Annotated in this window: 21 protein-coding genes and 1 other annotated feature; of the genes, 7 read left to right on the top strand and 14 right to left on the bottom strand. The window is 48.5% G+C overall.

The window, feature by feature from the left end; all coding sequences use genetic code 11:
• Positions 1-43 precede the first annotated feature (43 nt).
• Positions 44-168, bottom strand: a sequence feature (Phe leader region).
• The 5 genes from pheM to thrS all read right to left on the bottom strand — a co-directional run bounded on the left by pheM (position 119) and on the right by thrS (position 3,461).
• Positions 119-163 (bottom strand): pheST operon leader peptide PheM, encoded by a 45-nt coding sequence (gene pheM, locus ACMV8I_RS03520; RefSeq protein WP_106120997.1) that lies wholly within the window; start codon positions 161-163, stop codon positions 119-121. Its footprint overlaps the feature before it by 45 nt.
• A gap of 119 nt (positions 169-287) precedes the next feature.
• Positions 288-644 carry a 50S ribosomal protein L20 gene (rplT, locus tag ACMV8I_RS03515; protein WP_034791189.1) on the bottom strand — a complete coding sequence of 119 codons (357 nt, stop codon included), beginning with the start codon at positions 642-644 and terminating at the stop codon, positions 288-290.
• 39 nt (positions 645-683) lie between these two features.
• Positions 684-881, bottom strand: coding sequence for a 50S ribosomal protein L35 (gene rpmI, locus ACMV8I_RS03510; protein ID WP_498863819.1), 198 nt, complete (start codon positions 879-881; stop codon positions 684-686).
• Positions 882-977: 96 nt separating this feature from the next.
• On the bottom strand, positions 978-1,529 hold the full coding sequence (infC, locus tag ACMV8I_RS03505) for a translation initiation factor IF-3 (protein WP_498864706.1): 552 nt from the start codon (positions 1,527-1,529) through the stop codon (positions 978-980).
• A 3-nt stretch (positions 1,530-1,532) separates the two neighbouring features.
• On the bottom strand, positions 1,533-3,461 hold the full coding sequence (gene thrS / locus ACMV8I_RS03500; RefSeq protein ID WP_498863818.1) for a threonine--tRNA ligase: 1,929 nt from the start codon (positions 3,459-3,461) through the stop codon (positions 1,533-1,535).
• A gap of 289 nt (positions 3,462-3,750) precedes the next feature.
• Here thrS and ACMV8I_RS03495 point away from each other — a divergent pair, with 289 nt between their 5' ends.
• Positions 3,751-4,434, top strand: coding sequence for a MarC family NAAT transporter (locus tag ACMV8I_RS03495; RefSeq protein ID WP_498863817.1), 684 nt, complete (start codon positions 3,751-3,753; stop codon positions 4,432-4,434).
• Positions 4,435-4,465: 31 nt separating this feature from the next.
• Here the strand turns inward: ACMV8I_RS03495 and ACMV8I_RS03490 are convergent, their stop codons facing one another.
• A complete protein-coding gene (locus ACMV8I_RS03490) occupies positions 4,466-5,101 on the bottom strand; it encodes a transglycosylase SLT domain-containing protein (protein ID WP_498863816.1) in 636 nt (211 codons plus the stop codon).
• Positions 5,102-5,436: 335 nt separating this feature from the next.
• On the opposite strand from ACMV8I_RS03490, the gene ACMV8I_RS03485 reads away from it, so the two are divergent.
• Complete coding sequence (locus tag ACMV8I_RS03485; protein ID WP_498863815.1) at positions 5,437-6,306, top strand: fructosamine kinase family protein; 870 nt, start codon at positions 5,437-5,439, stop codon at positions 6,304-6,306.
• An 83-nt stretch (positions 6,307-6,389) separates the two neighbouring features.
• Here the strand turns inward: ACMV8I_RS03485 and ACMV8I_RS03480 are convergent, their stop codons facing one another.
• Entirely contained in the window at positions 6,390-6,938 is a 549-nt protein-coding gene (locus tag ACMV8I_RS03480; protein WP_498863814.1) for a YniB family protein, read from the bottom strand.
• A 190-nt stretch (positions 6,939-7,128) separates the two neighbouring features.
• Here ACMV8I_RS03480 and hxpB point away from each other — a divergent pair, with 190 nt between their 5' ends.
• Positions 7,129-7,794: a hexitol phosphatase HxpB gene (gene hxpB / locus ACMV8I_RS03475; RefSeq protein WP_498863813.1), complete on the top strand. Its 666-nt coding sequence runs from the start codon at positions 7,129-7,131 to the stop codon at positions 7,792-7,794.
• A 52-nt stretch (positions 7,795-7,846) separates the two neighbouring features.
• Here hxpB and ACMV8I_RS03470 read toward each other — a convergent pair whose 3' ends face one another.
• Complete coding sequence (locus tag ACMV8I_RS03470; protein WP_498863812.1) at positions 7,847-8,179, bottom strand: cupin domain-containing protein; 333 nt, start codon at positions 8,177-8,179, stop codon at positions 7,847-7,849.
• A gap of 302 nt (positions 8,180-8,481) precedes the next feature.
• On the opposite strand from ACMV8I_RS03470, the gene kduI reads away from it, so the two are divergent.
• The 4 genes from kduI (at position 8,482) to ACMV8I_RS03450 (ending at position 12,452) form a co-directional block, all read left to right on the top strand.
• Positions 8,482-9,318, top strand: a complete 837-nt coding sequence (kduI, locus tag ACMV8I_RS03465) for a 5-dehydro-4-deoxy-D-glucuronate isomerase (protein WP_498863811.1) — start codon at positions 8,482-8,484, stop codon at positions 9,316-9,318.
• 75 nt (positions 9,319-9,393) lie between these two features.
• Positions 9,394-10,155, top strand: a complete 762-nt coding sequence (gene kduD / locus ACMV8I_RS03460; protein WP_498863810.1) for a 2-dehydro-3-deoxy-D-gluconate 5-dehydrogenase KduD — start codon at positions 9,394-9,396, stop codon at positions 10,153-10,155.
• A 150-nt stretch (positions 10,156-10,305) separates the two neighbouring features.
• Complete coding sequence (locus ACMV8I_RS03455) at positions 10,306-10,863, top strand: metal-dependent hydrolase (protein ID WP_498863809.1); 558 nt, start codon at positions 10,306-10,308, stop codon at positions 10,861-10,863.
• A gap of 197 nt (positions 10,864-11,060) precedes the next feature.
• Positions 11,061-12,452 carry an L-cystine transporter gene (locus tag ACMV8I_RS03450; protein WP_498863808.1) on the top strand — a complete coding sequence of 464 codons (1,392 nt, stop codon included), beginning with the start codon at positions 11,061-11,063 and terminating at the stop codon, positions 12,450-12,452.
• A gap of 80 nt (positions 12,453-12,532) precedes the next feature.
• Here ACMV8I_RS03450 and ACMV8I_RS03445 read toward each other — a convergent pair whose 3' ends face one another.
• The 6 genes from ACMV8I_RS03445 to ACMV8I_RS03420 all read right to left on the bottom strand — a co-directional run bounded on the left by ACMV8I_RS03445 (position 12,533) and on the right by ACMV8I_RS03420 (position 17,342).
• On the bottom strand, positions 12,533-13,804 hold the full coding sequence (locus ACMV8I_RS03445; protein ID WP_498863807.1) for an alanine racemase: 1,272 nt from the start codon (positions 13,802-13,804) through the stop codon (positions 12,533-12,535).
• Between the two features lie 11 nt (positions 13,805-13,815).
• Positions 13,816-14,553: an amino acid ABC transporter ATP-binding protein gene (locus ACMV8I_RS03440; RefSeq protein WP_498863806.1), complete on the bottom strand. Its 738-nt coding sequence runs from the start codon at positions 14,551-14,553 to the stop codon at positions 13,816-13,818.
• The gene (locus ACMV8I_RS03435) at positions 14,550-15,194 is read right to left on the bottom strand and encodes an amino acid ABC transporter permease (RefSeq protein ID WP_498863805.1); all 645 of its coding nucleotides are present in this window, start codon (positions 15,192-15,194) and stop codon (positions 14,550-14,552) included. Before ACMV8I_RS03435 ends, ACMV8I_RS03440 begins: the two co-directional genes overlap by 4 nt.
• Complete coding sequence (locus ACMV8I_RS03430) at positions 15,191-15,928, bottom strand: amino acid ABC transporter permease (RefSeq protein WP_498863804.1); 738 nt, start codon at positions 15,926-15,928, stop codon at positions 15,191-15,193. Before ACMV8I_RS03430 ends, ACMV8I_RS03435 begins: the two co-directional genes overlap by 4 nt.
• A 49-nt stretch (positions 15,929-15,977) precedes the next feature.
• Complete coding sequence (locus ACMV8I_RS03425) at positions 15,978-16,814, bottom strand: ABC transporter substrate-binding protein (protein WP_498863803.1); 837 nt, start codon at positions 16,812-16,814, stop codon at positions 15,978-15,980.
• Positions 16,815-16,949: 135 nt separating this feature from the next.
• A complete protein-coding gene (locus ACMV8I_RS03420) occupies positions 16,950-17,342 on the bottom strand; it encodes a RidA family protein (protein ID WP_188472019.1) in 393 nt (130 codons plus the stop codon).
• Positions 17,343-17,691 lie beyond the last annotated feature (349 nt).

Below are 17,691 nucleotides of genomic sequence, written 5' to 3'. Positions count from 1 at the left end.
GGGGCGCGGTTTTGGCCCTGGACCTTAGTAAATAAAGAACAGATACAAAAAAGCCTCCACGAGGGAGGCTTAGGCGCTACTTTTCGTTTCTTCTCTTACGCGCGAAAGCCTTCCTGAGTCAGGCGCTAAAGTAAAAAAAGAAACGGAAAATAGCAGCATTCATGCTTGCAGTACCTTGTTGGCTTGACGCGAAACCTATCACGCGGTCATCAGACATGGGATTAAACCACTAATCTGGCTGATTATAAACAAAAAAGAGGGAGCAAGCCCCCTCTTTTTTAGCTGACTTACGCCAGTGCTGCTTTCGCTTTTTCTACCAGTGCGCTAAATGCGAACTTATCGAAAACGGCGATATCAGCCAAAATCTTACGGTCAATTTCAATAGAAGCTTTTTTCAAGCCGTTAATGAATTTGCTGTAAGACATGTCGTTCTGACGAGCTGCTGCGTTGATACGCGCGATCCACAGCTGACGGAACTGACGTTTCTTTTGACGACGGTCACGGTAAGCGTATTGACCAGCTTTGATAACAGCCTGGAATGCAACACGATATACGCGCGAACGGGCACCGTAGTAACCTTTCGCCTGCTTTAAAATTTTCTTGTGACGTGCACGTGCAATCACACCACGTTTTACGCGAGCCATATGCTCTCCTGAGTTTTATTCTTGATTAAAAAAGTGTATTTATGCGTACGGCAAACATGCGCTGACAAGGCCCAAATCGTTCCTGGATACCATGCCTTTAGGACGCAAATGACGTTTACGCTTAGTAGCTTTTTTCGTCAGAATATGACGCAGGTTAGCGTGCTTACGCTTAAAACCACCACTACCGGTTTTCTTAAAGCGTTTAGCGGCGCCACGTACTGTTTTGATCTTTGGCATTTTACATTCCACTTCGCATTGTTATTAACATGAATCAGAAAGGCGAATTTGCCCCATACAGCGCAAGCACTGAATGGGGCAAATTACTTGGAAGCCTTACTGTTTCTTCTTAGGTGCGAGCACCATGATCATCTGACGACCTTCGATCTTCGTAGGGAAGGATTCGACAACGGCCAATTCAGAATCTTCACACAGATCTTTACGGACGCGCACAAGCACTTCCATACCAATCTGTTGGTGAGCCATTTCACGTCCACGGAAACGCAGAGTAATTTTAGCTTTATCGCCATCTTCCAGAAAGCGAATCAGGTTGCGTAGTTTGACCTGATAGTCGCCATCATCGGTACCAGGTCGGAATTTGATTTCCTTAACCTGGATAACTTTTTGTTTCTTTTTCTGCTCTTTAGTCGACTTGCTCTTCTCGTAGAGGAATTTGCCGTAATCCATGATTCGACAAACTGGCGGCTCGGCATTCGGACTGATTTCTACTAAATCGACGCCCGCTTCCTCAGCTTTTTCTAGAGCTTCATTCAGACTGACAATACCAATCTGCTCGCCATCGACGCCGGTGAGGCGAACTTCTTGCGCGCGAATCTCTTTGTTAATGCGATTAGGTCGCGCCGTTTGAACTCGTTTTCCGCCTTTAATACTTTATTCCTCCAGTTGATGAAGACTTCTGCTGCGGATTTCCGCCAGCAGTTTGTCAACGACTACGCTGACGTCCATGCTTCCTAAGTCTTTTCCGCGGCGGGTACGAACGGCAACTTTGCCCGCTTCGACCTCTTTATCGCCACAAACCAACATATAAGGAACACGACGCAGCGTGTGTTCGCGAATTTTAAAGCCAATCTTCTCATTTCTCAAGTCGGCTTTAACGCGAATGCCTGCTTCTTGCAGTTTTTTAGTTAATTCTTCGACATAGGCAGCTTGATTGTCAGTAATATTAATTACGACTACCTGAACCGGAGCAATCCATGTTGGGAAAAAGCCCGCATACTCTTCGGTAAGAATACCGATGAAGCGTTCCATTGAACCCAGAATTGCGCGGTGAATCATTACCGGTACCTGACGATCGTTGCTTTCGCCAATGTAAGAAGCGTTCAGGCGGCCAGGTAATGAAAAGTCGAGTTGCACGGTACCACACTGCCACGCACGATCCAAACAATCATGCAAGGTGAATTCAATTTTCGGACCATAAAACGCCCCCTCACCTGGCTGATATTCAAATTCGATCTTGTTTTCTGTCAGCGCAGCAGCGAGGTCATCTTCAGCGCGAGTCCACATTTCGTCACTACCAATGCGTTTTTCAGGGCGGGTTGATAACTTAACCACAATCTTTTCGAAACCAAAGGTGCTGTACATGTCATATACCATGCGGATACAGCTGTTGACTTCGTCACGCACCTGCTCTTCAGTACAGAAGATGTGAGCATCGTCTTGAGTAAAGCCACGCACACGCATTAGACCGTGCAGTGACCCGGAAGGCTCATTGCGGTGACAACTACCAAACTCAGCCATACGCAGGGGCAAATCACGGTAAGACTTCAGACCCTGATTAAAAATCTGCACGTGGCCCGGGCAGTTCATCGGCTTGATACAATACTCACGGTTCTCGGAAGAGGTGGTGAACATCGCTTCTTTGTAGTTATCCCAGTGACCTGTTTTTTCCCACAGTACGCGGTCCATCATGAAGGGACCTTTCACTTCCTGATAGTCATAAGACTTCAGTTTCATGCGTACAAAAGCTTCCAGTTCACGGAAAATAGTCCAGCCATCGTTGTGCCAGAAAACCATGCCTGGCGCTTCTTCCTGCATGTGGTAGAGATCCAGCTGCTTACCAATTTTACGGTGATCGCGTTTGCCAGCTTCTTCCAGACGTTGCAGGTAAGAGTTCAGTTGTTTCTTCTCAGCCCATGCTGTGCCGTAGATGCGTTGCAGCATTTTATTTTTGCTGTCGCCGCGCCAGTAAGCCCCTGAGGTTTTCTGCAACTTGAAATGGTGGCAGAAACGCATATTGGGAACGTGGGGACCACGACACATATCCACGTACTCTTCGTGGTGATACAAACCTGGCTGGTCATCATGACTGATGTTCTCATCCAGAATCGCCACTTTGTACTGCTCGCCACGACTTTCAAACGTATCGCGCGCTTCCTGCCAGCTGACTTTCTTTTTAATAACGTCGTAATTTTTCTCAGCCAGTTCATGCATACGCTTTTCAAGCAGATCAATGTCTTCCTGAGTCAGCGTGCGATCTAAATCAACATCGTAATAAAAACCGTTGTCGATAACCGGACCGATAGCCATTTTGGTGTTTGGCCATAATTGTTTAATCGCATGGCCTAACAGGTGCGCACAAGAGTGACGCAAGATTTCCAAACCGGCTTCGTCTTTGGTAGTGATGATCGCTAATTGTGCGTCGTCGGTGATCAAGTCTGTTGCATCGACCAGTTCGCCATTCACACGGCCTGCGATACAGGCTTTCGCCAGACCAGGACCAATATCAAGGGCAACATCAAGAGGTGAAACAGGAGCATCAAACGAGCGCAAGCTTCCATCGGGAAGCGTAATAACAGGCATTTTAATTCCTTATCTACAGTGGTGCCCCACACGACAGAGCACATATAGAAAAATATTTGAGTGTGAATTCATTCGATTAATTACGCTATCCAGCTCTACTTTGCCGAATACATGCACCCGTGAAACCCTGATTCCATTGTTTCAGGATGCGACGTAAAAAACGCCAGTCAGTGTAGCATCCGTAAAGTGCGCTTTTCCAGCAACCTGAGTTGCTTAATGATGATATTTTTCGTGTAATTCGTCCCTGCACACTAACGTTAAGAGGACGTAATCAAATGGATGACAATTTATGAGCGAAATCGGCCTGCTGTTTAAAGCTATCGGCTTAGGATTAGTGATTTTGCTACCGCTGGCGAATCCGTTGACCACCGTCGCCCTGTTACTCGGATTATCAGGCAACATGACCGAACAGGAGCGCAACCATCAATCCCTGATGGCTTCTGTTTATGTGTTTGTGATCATGATCGTGACCTATTACGCGGGTCAGGTGGTGATGAGCACCTTTGGTATTTCCATCCCAGGGCTACGCATCGCGGGCGGTTTAATTGTCTCTTTTATCGGTTTTCGTATGCTATTTCCTCAACCTCATGCTGAAGAAAAGACCATGGTTGAGAACAAAACTGAAGAGATGAAGAAGCAAGATTCACCCAATATCGCCTTCGTTCCCCTCGCCATGCCTAGTACGGCAGGTCCCGGGACTATCGCGATGATCATTAGCAGCGCCTCGGCTATCAAAGATGGCGTGGAATATCCCGCATGGGTTATCACTGTCACACCGGTTATCGTTTTTTTACTCATTGGCCTGATTCTTTGGGGTAGCCTGCGGAGTTCCGGAGCAATCATGCGAATGGTAGGCAAGAGCGGGATTGAAGCGATTTCGCGCGTAATGGGGTTCTTACTGGTGTGTATGGGCGTGCAGTTTGGGATTAACGGGATCCTGGAAATTATTTCACACTACCCGCCAGCGGCCTGAGAGGCTCGCTGACGGACAGAATGAACAAGGCTTATCGCATCGCCAGATAAGCGTTGTTCACTTTCCACAAGTAGCGAGGCGCTTGCGGTGCAGGATGTTTCTGCTGTACGTGCTGATAAAACTGTTCCGGCGTCATCTGATTAATCTTCGCCACGGCATAGGTTTTGTCGCTGGAGAAGGTTCTCAGCAAGGCTCCGGCGCCGTTCACATAGGCCACGGTGGTGGCATATCGCCGGGTCTGGGGATCGCTGATGCCCCCTAATTGCTGCTGCAACATACTAAGATATGCAGTACCTAAATCAATATTTACAGCAGGATCTTTCAATTCATAAGTACTGGGCTGACCATTGCGCCCTTTCATGCGATATGCGTCACGCCCTGCTGTTGAGGCTTTAAGCTGCATCAACCCCACTGCGTTAGACTTGCTCACAATGGTAGGATTAAATCCTGACTCGACCTGAATAATGGCTTTTACCAGTGTTTCATCAACACCATAGGTATTAGCGGCCTGGTGGATAACGCTACCGTAAGGTCCCTGATGCATCATGGACGTGTTCGGGATAGCGGCCGATGGATTCAAAAAATGAGTCTTTTGCTGTACCGACGTTTCTTTAGCGCAACCTGCTAATAAAAGCGCGGCAATCAAATAAAGAATATTTGGTTTCACATTATGCCTCTCACGACGTTGATGGAAGTCAGCATATACATGTTCTGCGCACACCTGAATATATTTTTAGTCTATGCTCAATAATGTTCTGTTAAACAAAGGCGTTAACCGTTAGTCGATAAGATAATTCTGTTTATATTTAGCAATTTATTTCACTTATTCTTATTTTTCCTTATTTTCATGTCGGTCATTGAATCAAACACAAAACGCGTTGAGCACTTAGTTTGTATAGATTTTAATCCACAACCTGATTTAGCTGTGCGTAAGATCGGTTTTTTTAAGCGCGAAAAACGTTAACTTAATGAATCATCAGGCCAGTCCGAAGGGGTGAATCCATGTGGCAAGCCGTTAATCGTCTGTTAAGTGAACATTTTGGCAATGCTGAAATCCGTGAACGGATCGAGTTGCCGGGAGGAGAAATCCACTCTGCCTGGCGTCTTAGTTACGGTAACAAAGACGTCTTTATCAAGTGCAATACACGCGAAATGCTCCCAATTTTTGCTGCTGAGGCAGATCAGCTATCGCTGCTTGCACACAGCCAGACGGTGCGCGTACCCGAGGTTTACGGTGTCGGCAGCGATCGCGACTACAGTTTCCTGCTGCTGGAATATTTGCCGCTTGAGCCGTTGGATGCAGACAGTGCCTACCTTCTCGGACAGCAGCTGTCTGACCTTCATCAGTGGAGCGAGCAACTTCAATTTGGCCTCGACTTCGATAACGAACTGGCAACCCTCCCTCAGCCCAATACCTGGCAGCGTCGCTGGGCGACCTTTTTTGCTGAACAGCGGATTGGTTGGCAACTACAGCTGGCGGCGGAAAAAGGTATGATCTTTGGTAATATTGACGATATCACCGCCATGGTAGAGGCACGCTTACATAATCATCAACCCCGGCCATCACTACTGCATGGTGATTTGTGGCCACATAATTGTGGTTTAGCACCCAGCGGCCCGGTGATTTTCGACCCGGCCTGTTACTGGGGAGATCGTGAGTGTGACCTGGCGATGTTGCCGTTATATCCTAAAGTTCCGGCTAATATTTACGATGGTTATCAAAGCCGAACTCCCCTTCCTGAAGATTTCGTCCTGCGTCAACCGGTGTACCAGTTATATTATTTACTTAATCGAAGTAATTTTTTTGGCGGGCAACATTTGGTAGTGGCGCAACGCGCTGTTGAACGGTTATTACGCCGAGAGGATTTGTAAATTAGCAAATAAAAAACCTGAGTCTATTTTCGACTCAGGCCTGATAGAAACCGATACAAAAAGAGGGTGTTTTACAGCTAATATCAGCCCAACAAACCCAACAATTTCAAAATGAAATAGGCAATGACTGACAGAATAATGGGCAGAATATACAAAGGGAAATATTGAACGAAAATAGTATGTCGCGGCAATACGATCCGCTCTTCAATTTGTTGTTTCGACCGCCCTTCGCTGGCTTTCGCCTGTTCGAGAATTAACTGATCCTGGATGCCTTCGCGGATGTGTATTACCTGGCGTGACATTCTTGCGCCAGACGCCTGTAACGCCAGTCCGATGAATATCAGCCAATATATGATGAAAAACATGATATTGGCGGTAGTCACACCTTGACCAAGTACGGGTACGGGTGAGTTGTACCAGAAAATGTTCAGGAAAGAGGTGTTGAAGCGCACCATGTCGACCATCACATGCACAAAATCAAGCATCACAGCGTTGATCCCCTGCTGAGTCTTACTGTGCTCGTAGATAAAGTTCAGCAGTGAAATCCCAGTGGATAACAACGCTGGAATGAAAACCACCCACCCCATGATCCGTTTTAACACAGCAACGCGCCCGGCTTGTTGATACGTCATGAATTCCCCTTGTAAGGACGTCTCAGTTATCGCCTAAGTCTACCTACAGAATCTCAACACCGCCCACTGTTTTAACGGCTTAGGGTTAAAGTCAGAGAAAACAGAGATAGCATGCCTTCAGTTTTCGTAATTTCACCTGCGCCGTGACCAATGCTAAAGTGGCATTCCCCTCGAAACGGAGTGATAACTGATGGCATACACGCGCCCTGTTACTGCAGTGATTTTTGATATGGATGGCCTACTGATCGATTCTGAACCGTTATGGACACAGGCAGAACTGGACATTTTTGGCGGTTTGGGACTGGACTTGTCACAGCGGGATTTATTGCCGGACACGCTTGGTTTGCGCATCGATCTGGTGGTAAGAATGTGGTATCAGTCCATGCCATGGCAGGGGCCAACTCAGGCTGAGGTCACGCAGCGAATTATCGCCCGCGCGATTGAACTGGTTGAACAGACTCGCCCTCTCCTGCCAGGTGTGACTCATGCGCTAGAGCTATGCCGGGAGCAGGGGCTGAAAATTGGCCTGGCTTCTGCATCACCGCTGCATATGTTGGATAAAGTGCTGGAGATGTTCAACCTCGCCGCCTATTTTCAGGTGCGGGCATCCGCTGAAAACCTGCCGTACAGCAAACCGCATCCCGAGGTCTATTTGCGGGCTGCCTCTCAGTTGCAGGTGGATCCGCTGAACTGCGTGACGTTAGAAGACTCTTTCAACGGGATGATCGCTACCAAAGCCGCACGCATGCGCTCTATTGTTGTTCCTGCTCATGAACTCAGTACTGACCCACGCTGGGCGCTGGCTGACGTCAAGTTGTCTTCACTTGAACAACTGAAGGCGGAACATATCCGCTAATCTCGATGGGCACACAGCCAAGTGTGCCCATCTTTTTAGCTCTGGATACGCGTTAAAGGAAATCAGCGCGTTTAGGGGAAAACGTATCAATCAGCACGCTGTCCTGTTCAAGTGACACCACACCATGCATTTCATGCTTTACCGCCCGATAGGCATCTCCCGTCTTAAGCACTCTTTTTACACCGTCAATTTCCACTTCAAAACTGCCTGCGGCAACATAAGCAATTTGATCATGAATATCGTGCTGATGGGCGACCCCGACAGCGCCCTGGTCAAAATGCACAGCCACCATCATCAGCTCATCACTCCAGGTCATTATCTTGCGCTTAATTCCATTTCCCAGCGCTTCCCAGGGAGTCTCATCATTAATAAAGAAAGTTTTCATCACGGCACTCCGTCACAGACGATCGCAAAATTACCTTATTACGCCACGAAAAGCAGCGCATCCTCACGGCATTCTAACGATCGCAGCAGCATTGCCACGGTTTAATGTTGTAAAGCTTGAACTGCCTCATAAAATAAATAAAACATCATTTCATTTTTATTGAATCATCATCCCAATGCTTCTATGCTGCTTGTAACAAGGATGAACCGGGCAACAGGATCCTTGCGGTGCTGCTACGCACGCCGCAGTCCAGTCTGGTGAATCCTCCATTCGTAACACTGACCCGCACGAGAGGCACCGACATGCAAGTTCGTCAAAGCATTCATAGCGATCATGCCAAACGACTCGATACAGCAGAATTACGCCGCGAATTTCTGATCGAGAAGATTTTCGAAATAGACGCCTACACCATGACTTACAGCCACATCGACCGCATCATTGTCGGCGGCGTGATGCCCGTTGAGAGCAGCGTAGCCATCGGTGATGAAGTGGGTAAGCAGCTAGGCGTGAGCTATTTTCTCGAACGCCGCGAACTTGGCGTAATTAACATCGGCGGGCCGGGGCTGATTGTCGTAGACGGTACAACCTATGAAATTGGGCATGAAGAAGCACTGTATGTCGGTAAAGGAGCCAGATTGGTTGAGTTTAGCAGCCTGGCATCAGGCAAACCGGCCAAGTTTTATTACAACAGCGCACCTGCCCATACGGCATTCCCTAATAAGAAAATCACCTTAGCCGAAGCTTCCCCACAAACTATCGGTGATGCGGCTACCAGCAATCGCCGCACCATTAATAAGTTTATCGTTCCAGACGTGTTGGAGACCTGCCAGTTAACCATGGGCCTGACCAAACTCGAGCAGGGAAGCTTGTGGAACACCATGCCATGCCATACTCATGAGCGCCGTATGGAGGTCTATTTCTATTTCGAGATGGACGATGAAACCGCAGTATTCCACATGATGGGACAGCCGCAGGAAACCCGTCATTTGTTGGTTCACAACGAGCAGGCAGTCATTTCGCCAAGTTGGTCAATTCATGCTGGCGTGGGTACTAAACGCTATACCTTTATCTGGGGCATGGTAGGTGAGAATCAGGTATTTGATGATATGGACCACGTAAAAGTCAGCGAATTGCGCTAAACCGCCAGCTCCGCCGCAAGCCGGCTGAGCTCCCTCTTTACGGCGGGGATCGCCGTTGAAAAAGTGAGAGAAATCATGATCCTTAATGCATTTGATTTAGCAGGAAAAGTGGCACTTGTGACCGGCTGTAATACCGGTCTTGGTCAGGGAATGGCGCTGGGACTGGCTCAGGCCGGTTGTGACATTATCGGTGTCAACGTTAGCGCTCCAGATGAAACCGCAGAGCAAGTGACTAAGCTGGGCCGTCGTTTTCTTGATCTGCGTGCCGACCTCAGCAGCATTGCTGGTATCCCGCAGTTGATTGAAACTGCTGTCAGTGAATTCGGCCACATTGATATTCTGGTCAACAATGCCGGCATAATCCGCCGCGAAGATGCTATCGAGTTTAGTGAGAAAAACTGGGATGACGTGATGAATGTGAACAGCAAAACGCTGTTTTTCATGTCACAGGCAGTGGCGCGTCAGTTCATCAAACAGGGGCACGGTGGGAAAATTATTAATATCGCCTCTATGCTCTCCTACCAAGGTGGCATCCGCGTGCCTTCCTATACGGCATCAAAAAGTGCAGTGATGGGCATCACGCGTTTGATGGCGAACGAATGGGCCAAACACAATATCAATGTGAATGCCATTGCACCGGGTTATATGGCGACGAACAACACCGAACAGCTGCGCGCTGATGAGGATCGCAGTAAAGAGATTCTTGAGCGTATTCCTGCCGGGCGCTGGGGTATACCCGAAGATGTCATGGGACCTATCGTATTTCTCTCTTCCAAAGCCTCTGACTACATCAATGGTTATACCATCGCAGTAGACGGCGGCTGGCTGGCAAGATAAGCAAACTAACCGTAATGAGAAAGGCGCAAATATTGCGCCTTTTTTCCTTTTTATCAATCTGTTGACAATTAGTTACAGCGTAACACTTCCATGATTGTAACGCTTTCACATATACTGGATAAAATAACAGTCATTCAGTTCGGAAGCGTCATGACGGCGGAAGGCCATCTCATATTCTCCATCGCCTGCGCGGTGTTCGCTAAAAAAGCACAGCTCTCACCAGAGCTGGCGCATGGTGACTGGTGGCATATTATCCCGGCTTCCCTGCTGACGTCTTTGCTACCCGATATTGATCATCCCAGGTCACTCATAGGCCAGCGTCTGAAATGGGTCTCACAACCTATTGCCCGTATGTTCGGTCATCGTGGGTTTACCCATAGTCTGCTGGCGGTCATTGCCAGTGTCTTTTTATTTCGTACCCACTTTCCTCACGACTGGGTTATCCCCATTGACGCTCTGCATGCCATGATCATTGGTTATCTCAGCCATATTTTGGCGGATATGTTGACACCAGCCGGAGTCCCTCTGCTGTGGCCATGCCGCTGGCGTTTCCGGCTGCCGCTCATAAACAGTCAAAAAGGCAACCAGCTTGAGCGGACATTGTGTTTGCTGTTGGTCGGTTTTACCCTGTTTTGGCCTAACTGGGCGCCTATTATTGGTGCAATAAAACCTGAGTCTTTCAGCAGAATTTTGAATCTAATCACATAGCTTCGACCAAATTGCACTCAGATAGCTCATCTTGCGTACAAATATAGATAAAAAATTATAAGCAATTCCTTTTGAATATAATTGTGCTGGCGATGAGCTGATATCCTGTCGCCCAAGCTACAGGATGGTGCACTCCCTCGCAGAGAACACCAGTAAGCAACACATAATGAAATAATGAACAATTTGGAGATCTGGGTATGAATCTTCCGCTCGTAATTAACGTAGTGGTCTTCGTTGCCCTCCTTTTGCTATTGGCGCAAACCCGTCACAAGCAGTGGAGTCTGGCAAAAAAAGTATTAGTGGGTCTGGTGATCGGCGTGCTCTTTGGCCTGGCATTGCAGCTGATTTACGGCTCAGATGATCCTGTCCTCAAAGCGTCCATTAGCTGGTTCAACATTGTTGGTAACGGTTACGTGCAGCTACTGCAGATGATCGTCATGCCGTTGGTCTTTGTCTCTATTCTGAGTGCGGTGGCTAAATTACATAACGCTTCATCACTGGGGAAAATCAGTTTTCTGACTATCGGTACTCTACTGTTCACCACGCTGATTGCCGCACTGGTCGGTGTATTTGTTACCGGTTTATTCGGTCTAACGGCCGACGGTCTGGTCCAGGGCGCTCAGGAAACTGCCCGTCTCTCGGCGCTGCAAAGTACTTATGTTGGCAAAGTAGCCGACCTGACGATGCCACAGCTGATTCTTTCCTTTATACCAAAGAATCCATTTGCTGATTTGACCGGCGCGAGCCCGACGTCAATTATCAGCGTGGTGATCTTCGCCGCCTTTGTGGGTGTCGCTGCTCTACAACTGGTAAAAGACGATCGGGAAAAAGGTCCGCGTGTACTGGTATTCATTGACACCCTGCAAGCCTGGGTGATGAAACTAGTGCGTCTGGTCATGAAGCTGACCCCTTACGGCGTGCTGGCGTTGATGACCAAAGTAGTAGCTGGTTCTAATGTACAAGACATCGTTAAACTGGGCAGTTTTGTGGTGGCCTCTTACCTGGGCCTGGCCATCATGTTTGTAGTGCATGCCCTGCTGCTGTCATTGACCGGTGTGAATCCCTCGAAGTTCTTCCGTAAAGTCTGGCCAGTACTGACCTTTGCGTTCACCAGCCGCTCAAGTGCCGCTACAATCCCGCTGAGCGTAGAAGCCCAGACACGTCGTCTTGGTATTCCGGAATCCATTGCCAGTTTCTCGGCCTCTTTTGGTGCGACCATCGGACAGAACGGTTGTGCGGGTCTATACCCAGCGATGTTAGCCGTCATGGTAGCGCCGACCGTGGGCATCAACCCGTTTGACCCAATGTGGATAGCTACGCTGGTAGGTATTGTTACCCTGAGCTCCGCCGGCGTTGCTGGTGTGGGTGGGGGTGCAACTTTCGCCGCGTTGATTGTGCTGCCGGCAATGGGCTTGCCCGTGACGCTGGTTGCCTTGCTTATCTCAGTTGAACCGCTTATTGATATGGGGCGTACTGCGCTCAACGTCAGTGGCTCAATGACCGCCGGTACCATTACCAGCCAGCTTCTGCGTCAAACAGATAAATCAGTCATGGATGCTGACGACAATGCCGAATTAGCACATCGTTAATGTGACGTTTGTCAGTTGAGCATGTAAAAAAGACCACAACGGATGACGTTGCGGCCTTTTTTATGGCTAATGTTTATGGCTTAAAAAGCGGTTTCCAGCGAGTCAGTAATGCGATAGTCATCATCAACCAGCGGCAGGTAACGCCATTTATCAAACGCAGTACAGGGGTGAGAAATACCGCACCCGACCCAATCGCCTGGATGTAATTTTTCATCCGCTGGCAACAATAAATAAGCATGATGATCGTTAACGTCACTGATGCGCAGATGGCTTGCAGATCGTGGTTCACTTCCATCAGCATTGCGGATCCACAGTGGGTTGGGCAAGTCTTGATCGAATGGCACATCGCGACGACCAAAATCGACCAAGGCCAATCCCGGTTCTGGACGGGATAATACACGTCCCCAGATTTCCAGTGCCGCATCGAAATGGTGCGTAGCGCCCGGCTGGGCAAAAGGTGCGATACGTGAGTAAAGACCGTTATCATGCGCCATGTATGCACCCGAACGAATAAGCGGCGTAATAGGCAATGGCAGGGTTGCCGCAGTAAAGCAGGAGGTCACTACGTCAAACCAGGCACCACCACCAGCGCTGAGAATAATATTATCGCTATCAAACAGGTTCTTCTCCGCCAGAAGTGCCGCCGTGGCGATCATCATTTCACAATAATCTTTCACCCGCGCAATGCCTGACGCGTCACGCCCGGCTCCCAGTGCGCCTTCATAACCGGCCACGCCAACCAGTTGTAGAACCTCGCTAGCCGCGATAGCTTCTGCTATTTTTATGGCCTCATCCGATGAACGACACCCAGTGCGACCGCCGCTAATAGACATCTCTATCAGTACTGAGATCCGACTGCTGCCCAGGTTTTGCTCCAAAAGCGTCACGCCCTGCAACGAATCAACGTAGCAAAGAAAATCGTGTTCCGGATGCTCTTGCTGCCACTGTGCAATCCAGCGTATCCCGGCAGGATCGACCAGTTCATTGGCTAAAAAAACATTGCGAATACCGAACTGGCGTAATGCGCGCACTTGGGACGGCGTGGCGGCCCCCAATCCCCAGGCTTCTCCTTCCGTGATCGCACGACGGAGGATCGCTGGCGACATAGACGTTTTACCGTGCGCCGCAAGCAATACGCCATTTTCGCGGCAGAAAGAGGCCAATTGACGCAAATTATTGTCTAATGCCGACTGCTTCATAAGCATCAGCGGTGAAAATACCTCATCGCTGCTCAATACCGGCGTGCCGTTTGGCAACGGTGCATTACCTGCCCCCGCGACTGATTTAAACCGTGGTGCCGCTTGCTGTGGGTCGAGTAATCCATCGGCTCGCAGTGGAAAGTGAAGAGACATCATTCCTCCTATTAGTGCTCAAGCACGCGCGATAAGAATTGTTGGGTGCGTAGATTCTGCGGATTAACAAAAATTTGCTCCGGCGTACCTTGCTCGGCAATAACGCCCTGATCCATAAACACTACACGGTCAGCTGTTTTGCGGGCAAAACCCATTTCATGAGTGACGACCACCATCGTCATACCTTCGCGCGCCAGACTGCGCATGACCTCCATGACCTCACCCACCAATTCCGGATCGAGAGCTGACGTGGCTTCATCAAAAAACATAATCTTAGGTTCAACGGCCAGCGCCCGTGCAATGGCGACTCGCTGCTGCTGACCACCAGATAACTGTGCTGGATAGTGATGTGAGCGCTCCGACAGGCCAACACGCGACAGGGCAGCCATGCCCCGCTTATTGGCCTCTGCTACGGACAACTTTTGCGCTTTAATCAACGCCAGTGTCACGTTGCCAAGTGCGGTTTTATGTGGGAATAAGTTAAATTGTTGGAAAACCATGCCAACGTGACCACAGATCTCGCGGGAACGTTTATTGTCATGTAAAGGCACATGATTCACCCAAACTTCACCGCTGTCGGCTTTCTCAAGACCGCTCATGATGCGCAGCACGGTACTTTTACCGGAACCAGAAGCACCAATCAGTACCAATACCTCGCCCAGTGAGACATCAAGGCTGATTTCCTTCAGCACCTGTGTAGAGCCGAACGACTTGGTTACATTATTCAGCATAATGGCGGGTTTACTCATGATAACTGACTCCTGGTTTGATTATGTTGAACCCAACGAGAAAGCGGAAAGCAGACCGCGAAATAGAGCAAGGAGACAAGACCGTAAATCACTACTGGCTGACCGATGCGATCGACAATCGCCTGACCCTGATGCATCAGTTCGGACATACCGATCATGCTAACAATCGACGTATCTTTAATCAGCGATAAATATTGGCCAACTAACGGCGGCAGTACGATCCCACGGGTTTGTGGTAACACAACGCTCATAAAAGTTTGGCGTTTCGAAAGCCCCAGGATCCATGAAACTTCCCATTGTCCTTTCGGCACAGCTTCAATACCGCCGCGAAAGATTTCCGCGATATAGGCCCCCTGATAAATGCTTAAACCCATAATGCCCGCAGCAAAAAGGTTGATGTCATAGCCGAAGTAGGCAACACCAAAATAGATGAACATCAGCGTTATCAGCACCGGGGTACCGCGAAACAGTTCGGTGTACAGCACAGCAATCTGCTTAACAATAGGCAAACCACTTGTGCGCATTACTGCTGCCAGCAAACCGAGCAGCGTACTGCCTATAATCGCGGCGACGGAGAGTGATAATGTAATACCGAGCCCTTCCAATAACATCGGTAAGGAGTTGATGATCAATTCACTCATTGGGAGTTTCCCCCTTTCGCTGAATGCGCGAGTCCTTTTTTCGGCCACCACCCATTGGCTTTTTTCTTCGAGGTCACCAGCGCCGGATGAAACATGTGCCGACCAGCGAGATTGCCTAGCGATGAGAAAATATTACTGAACAGAAGATATATGACCGTCACAATGCTGAAGGTCTGGATATACAACAATGTACGTGCATTTATCACGGTTGCTGTGCCGGTGAGTTCCGGAAGAGCAATGGCCGAAAGTAACGAAGTCCCCAGCAAGAGCTGAATCAGGTTGTTAATAATTGCCGGCCATACTGCTCGCGCGGCTTGCGGCAGAATGACGCTCATAAATACCTCGCTTTTAGGTATCCCAAGCACCCAAGCAGCCTCGAGTTGACCTTTGGGTACAGACTGAATGCCCGCTCGGAAGGTTTCCGATAAATACGCCCCGACATTTATCCCCAGCGCCAATACACCAGCAGTAAACGCATTCATCGTGATACCAAGAGAGGGAAAGCCAAAGAAAATGATAAAAATCTGCAGCAACACCGGCGTATTACGAATAAATTCTACATAACAGTGGCTGAACAAACGCACCACGGACAAGGAGGATGATTTCGCCAATGCTGAGATCAAGCCCAGTGCTACGGCAAGTGCAAAGGCAACAACGGTGACCTGTAGTGTCAACCAAGCGGCAGAAAGAAACGTATCACCATAGCGCCATAGGGTTAGCCATTGATAACTCATGGTCTTACTCCTTCGAGAGGCGCGGCATGAATTGCCGCGCCGTATGCTGTCAATACTGCGGGTTCAGGGGATAGCGTGGTTTGTTGCCAAACCATTTCTGATAAAGCGTGGCATTATCGCCTGATGCGTTAATCTCGAAGAGAAACTCATTAAGGTAGTTCGCCCAAACCTGGTCACCTTGTTTTACAGCGAACGCATTGTATTCCAATGGAACTAAGGCTTCATTGGTCACAACCAGTGTGGGATCCAGCTTGGCCTGATAGGCCAGGAAGTTGTTATCTTCAATCATGGCATCGGCCTGCCCCTGTTTTACTGCGAGGATAGCCGCCTGAGAGGAGTCATATTCCTGAATATTCACCTTAATACCCAAGTTACCAACCTCATCGCCGTTGGTTGAACCTTTAACCGTGGCAATCGTTTTACCCGCCATATCCTGTGCCGATTGAATCCCGCTATTTTTGCGAACCAGCATCGCTTCACTCGCCACAACATACGGATTGGTAAACGTAATTTCTTTCGCACGGTCGAGATTTCGAGTGAAGTTACAGAACACCACATCCACTTTATTCGTCTGCAGGTTTGGAATTCGGTTGGCGCTGGTGGTATTCACCATCTCCAGCTTAACGCCCATCTCTTTTGCTAATGCTTTCGCGAGATCGACGTCATAACCATCGGCATTACCGTCTTTATCATAAAAACCGAACGGGGCGAAACTCAGGCAGTCACCCACGCGCAAAGTGCCGCGCTGAAGCACGGTTTGCAAGGCGGATTGCGGTGCTGCACCGGCTTCTTTTTTATCTTCGGTCGGTGTACAGCCAGCCAGCGTCAGTAATACCAATGTAGCAGCCACTGCTTTAACACTGACTTTCAGCGATGTTGTATTCATTTTTTCTCTCTTTATAAAATGGAGACGATATGAAAATAAAATTTCACAGAAAAATGAAAAGCGTAGTGAATAAAATACTGTCCTGGTGTAGTCGTAGAATTAAATAAATCGTTAATCTGACTTAATGGGTAATAACTATTTACGATCTGCGCGGAAGCATTTCATGTCCACTTCAACTTTACAGTCAACAACTAAATCTTGAACACTACAGATACGGGCTGGCGGGTTGCCGCTAAATATCTCACTGAATACTTTATTAAATGAGCTGAAATAACGCGCATCAGTTAACACCGCAGTGACGTGTACGACATCCTCTACGCGATAACCTGCTTCACGCATAATCGTTAGACAGTTATCGAACGCCAGTTGCGTTTGTTCAATGATGCCGCCCTCCACGACTTCACCGTCCTGCATGGGAGTTTGGCCAGAGATATATAACCAGCCATCGGCCTCAACAGCACGTGAAAAGGGGAGTTTTTGGCCGCCCGTGCCCGTTCCACCGTCAACACCGTAACGTTTAATCGTCATGCAATACTGCTCCTGTGTGAGATAATGCTGCGTCCACTTCGACACAGCAACCGTCCGATATATAAGACAGTAATCTTTAATACCGGACACACTCAGATTTGCATATGAAATGAGCTTTTGCAATATGTGCAGGATTAATTAATTCTACGTGATGTGTTCTGGGTCTCATAAATAAACATCTCAACCAAACTCTGCCGATTAAAATGTGATCCTAATCTTATTTAATTAGACGCCATTAATCACTGCGCGCCAAAATGGGGCCCCCAAATAGAACGTACAGTTTAAATATTAAATAGGTATCAGGATGAATTCTTTAATGGCGGGGATGGGTTAAATTCATGCGTCCGTG

This window comes from Ewingella sp. S1.OA.A_B6, assembly GCF_049889095.1.
Taxonomy (GTDB): Bacteria; Pseudomonadota; Gammaproteobacteria; order Enterobacterales; family Enterobacteriaceae; genus Ewingella.
This window is presented reverse-complemented; position numbering and strand designations above follow the sequence as displayed.

What these genes read in the sequence shown, in the direction of transcription:
- rplT (WP_034791189.1), bottom strand. Translation starts at nt 644, where the DNA reads ATGGCTCGCGTAAAACGTGGTGTGATTGCACGTGCACGTCACAAGAAA.
- rpmI (WP_498863819.1), bottom strand. Translation starts at nt 881, where the DNA reads ATGCCAAAGATCAAAACAGTACGTGGCGCCGCTAAACGCTTTAAGAAA.
- thrS (WP_498863818.1), bottom strand. Translation starts at nt 3,461, where the DNA reads ATGCCTGTTATTACGCTTCCCGATGGAAGCTTGCGCTCGTTTGATGCT.
- ACMV8I_RS03495 (WP_498863817.1), top strand. Translation starts at nt 3,751, where the DNA reads ATGAGCGAAATCGGCCTGCTGTTTAAAGCTATCGGCTTAGGATTAGTG.
- ACMV8I_RS03485 (WP_498863815.1), top strand. Translation starts at nt 5,437, where the DNA reads ATGTGGCAAGCCGTTAATCGTCTGTTAAGTGAACATTTTGGCAATGCT.
- ACMV8I_RS03480 (WP_498863814.1), bottom strand. Translation starts at nt 6,938, where the DNA reads ATGACGTATCAACAAGCCGGGCGCGTTGCTGTGTTAAAACGGATCATG.
- hxpB (WP_498863813.1), top strand. Translation starts at nt 7,129, where the DNA reads ATGGCATACACGCGCCCTGTTACTGCAGTGATTTTTGATATGGATGGC.
- ACMV8I_RS03470 (WP_498863812.1), bottom strand. Translation starts at nt 8,179, where the DNA reads ATGAAAACTTTCTTTATTAATGATGAGACTCCCTGGGAAGCGCTGGGA.
- kduI (WP_498863811.1), top strand. Translation starts at nt 8,482, where the DNA reads ATGCAAGTTCGTCAAAGCATTCATAGCGATCATGCCAAACGACTCGAT.
- kduD (WP_498863810.1), top strand. Translation starts at nt 9,394, where the DNA reads ATGATCCTTAATGCATTTGATTTAGCAGGAAAAGTGGCACTTGTGACC.
- ACMV8I_RS03455 (WP_498863809.1), top strand. Translation starts at nt 10,306, where the DNA reads ATGACGGCGGAAGGCCATCTCATATTCTCCATCGCCTGCGCGGTGTTC.
- ACMV8I_RS03450 (WP_498863808.1), top strand. Translation starts at nt 11,061, where the DNA reads ATGAATCTTCCGCTCGTAATTAACGTAGTGGTCTTCGTTGCCCTCCTT.
- ACMV8I_RS03445 (WP_498863807.1), bottom strand. Translation starts at nt 13,804, where the DNA reads ATGTCTCTTCACTTTCCACTGCGAGCCGATGGATTACTCGACCCACAG.
- ACMV8I_RS03440 (WP_498863806.1), bottom strand. Translation starts at nt 14,553, where the DNA reads ATGAGTAAACCCGCCATTATGCTGAATAATGTAACCAAGTCGTTCGGC.
- ACMV8I_RS03435 (WP_498863805.1), bottom strand. Translation starts at nt 15,194, where the DNA reads ATGAGTGAATTGATCATCAACTCCTTACCGATGTTATTGGAAGGGCTC.
- ACMV8I_RS03430 (WP_498863804.1), bottom strand. Translation starts at nt 15,928, where the DNA reads ATGAGTTATCAATGGCTAACCCTATGGCGCTATGGTGATACGTTTCTT.
- ACMV8I_RS03425 (WP_498863803.1), bottom strand. Translation starts at nt 16,814, where the DNA reads ATGAATACAACATCGCTGAAAGTCAGTGTTAAAGCAGTGGCTGCTACA.
- ACMV8I_RS03420 (WP_188472019.1), bottom strand. Translation starts at nt 17,342, where the DNA reads ATGACGATTAAACGTTACGGTGTTGACGGTGGAACGGGCACGGGCGGC.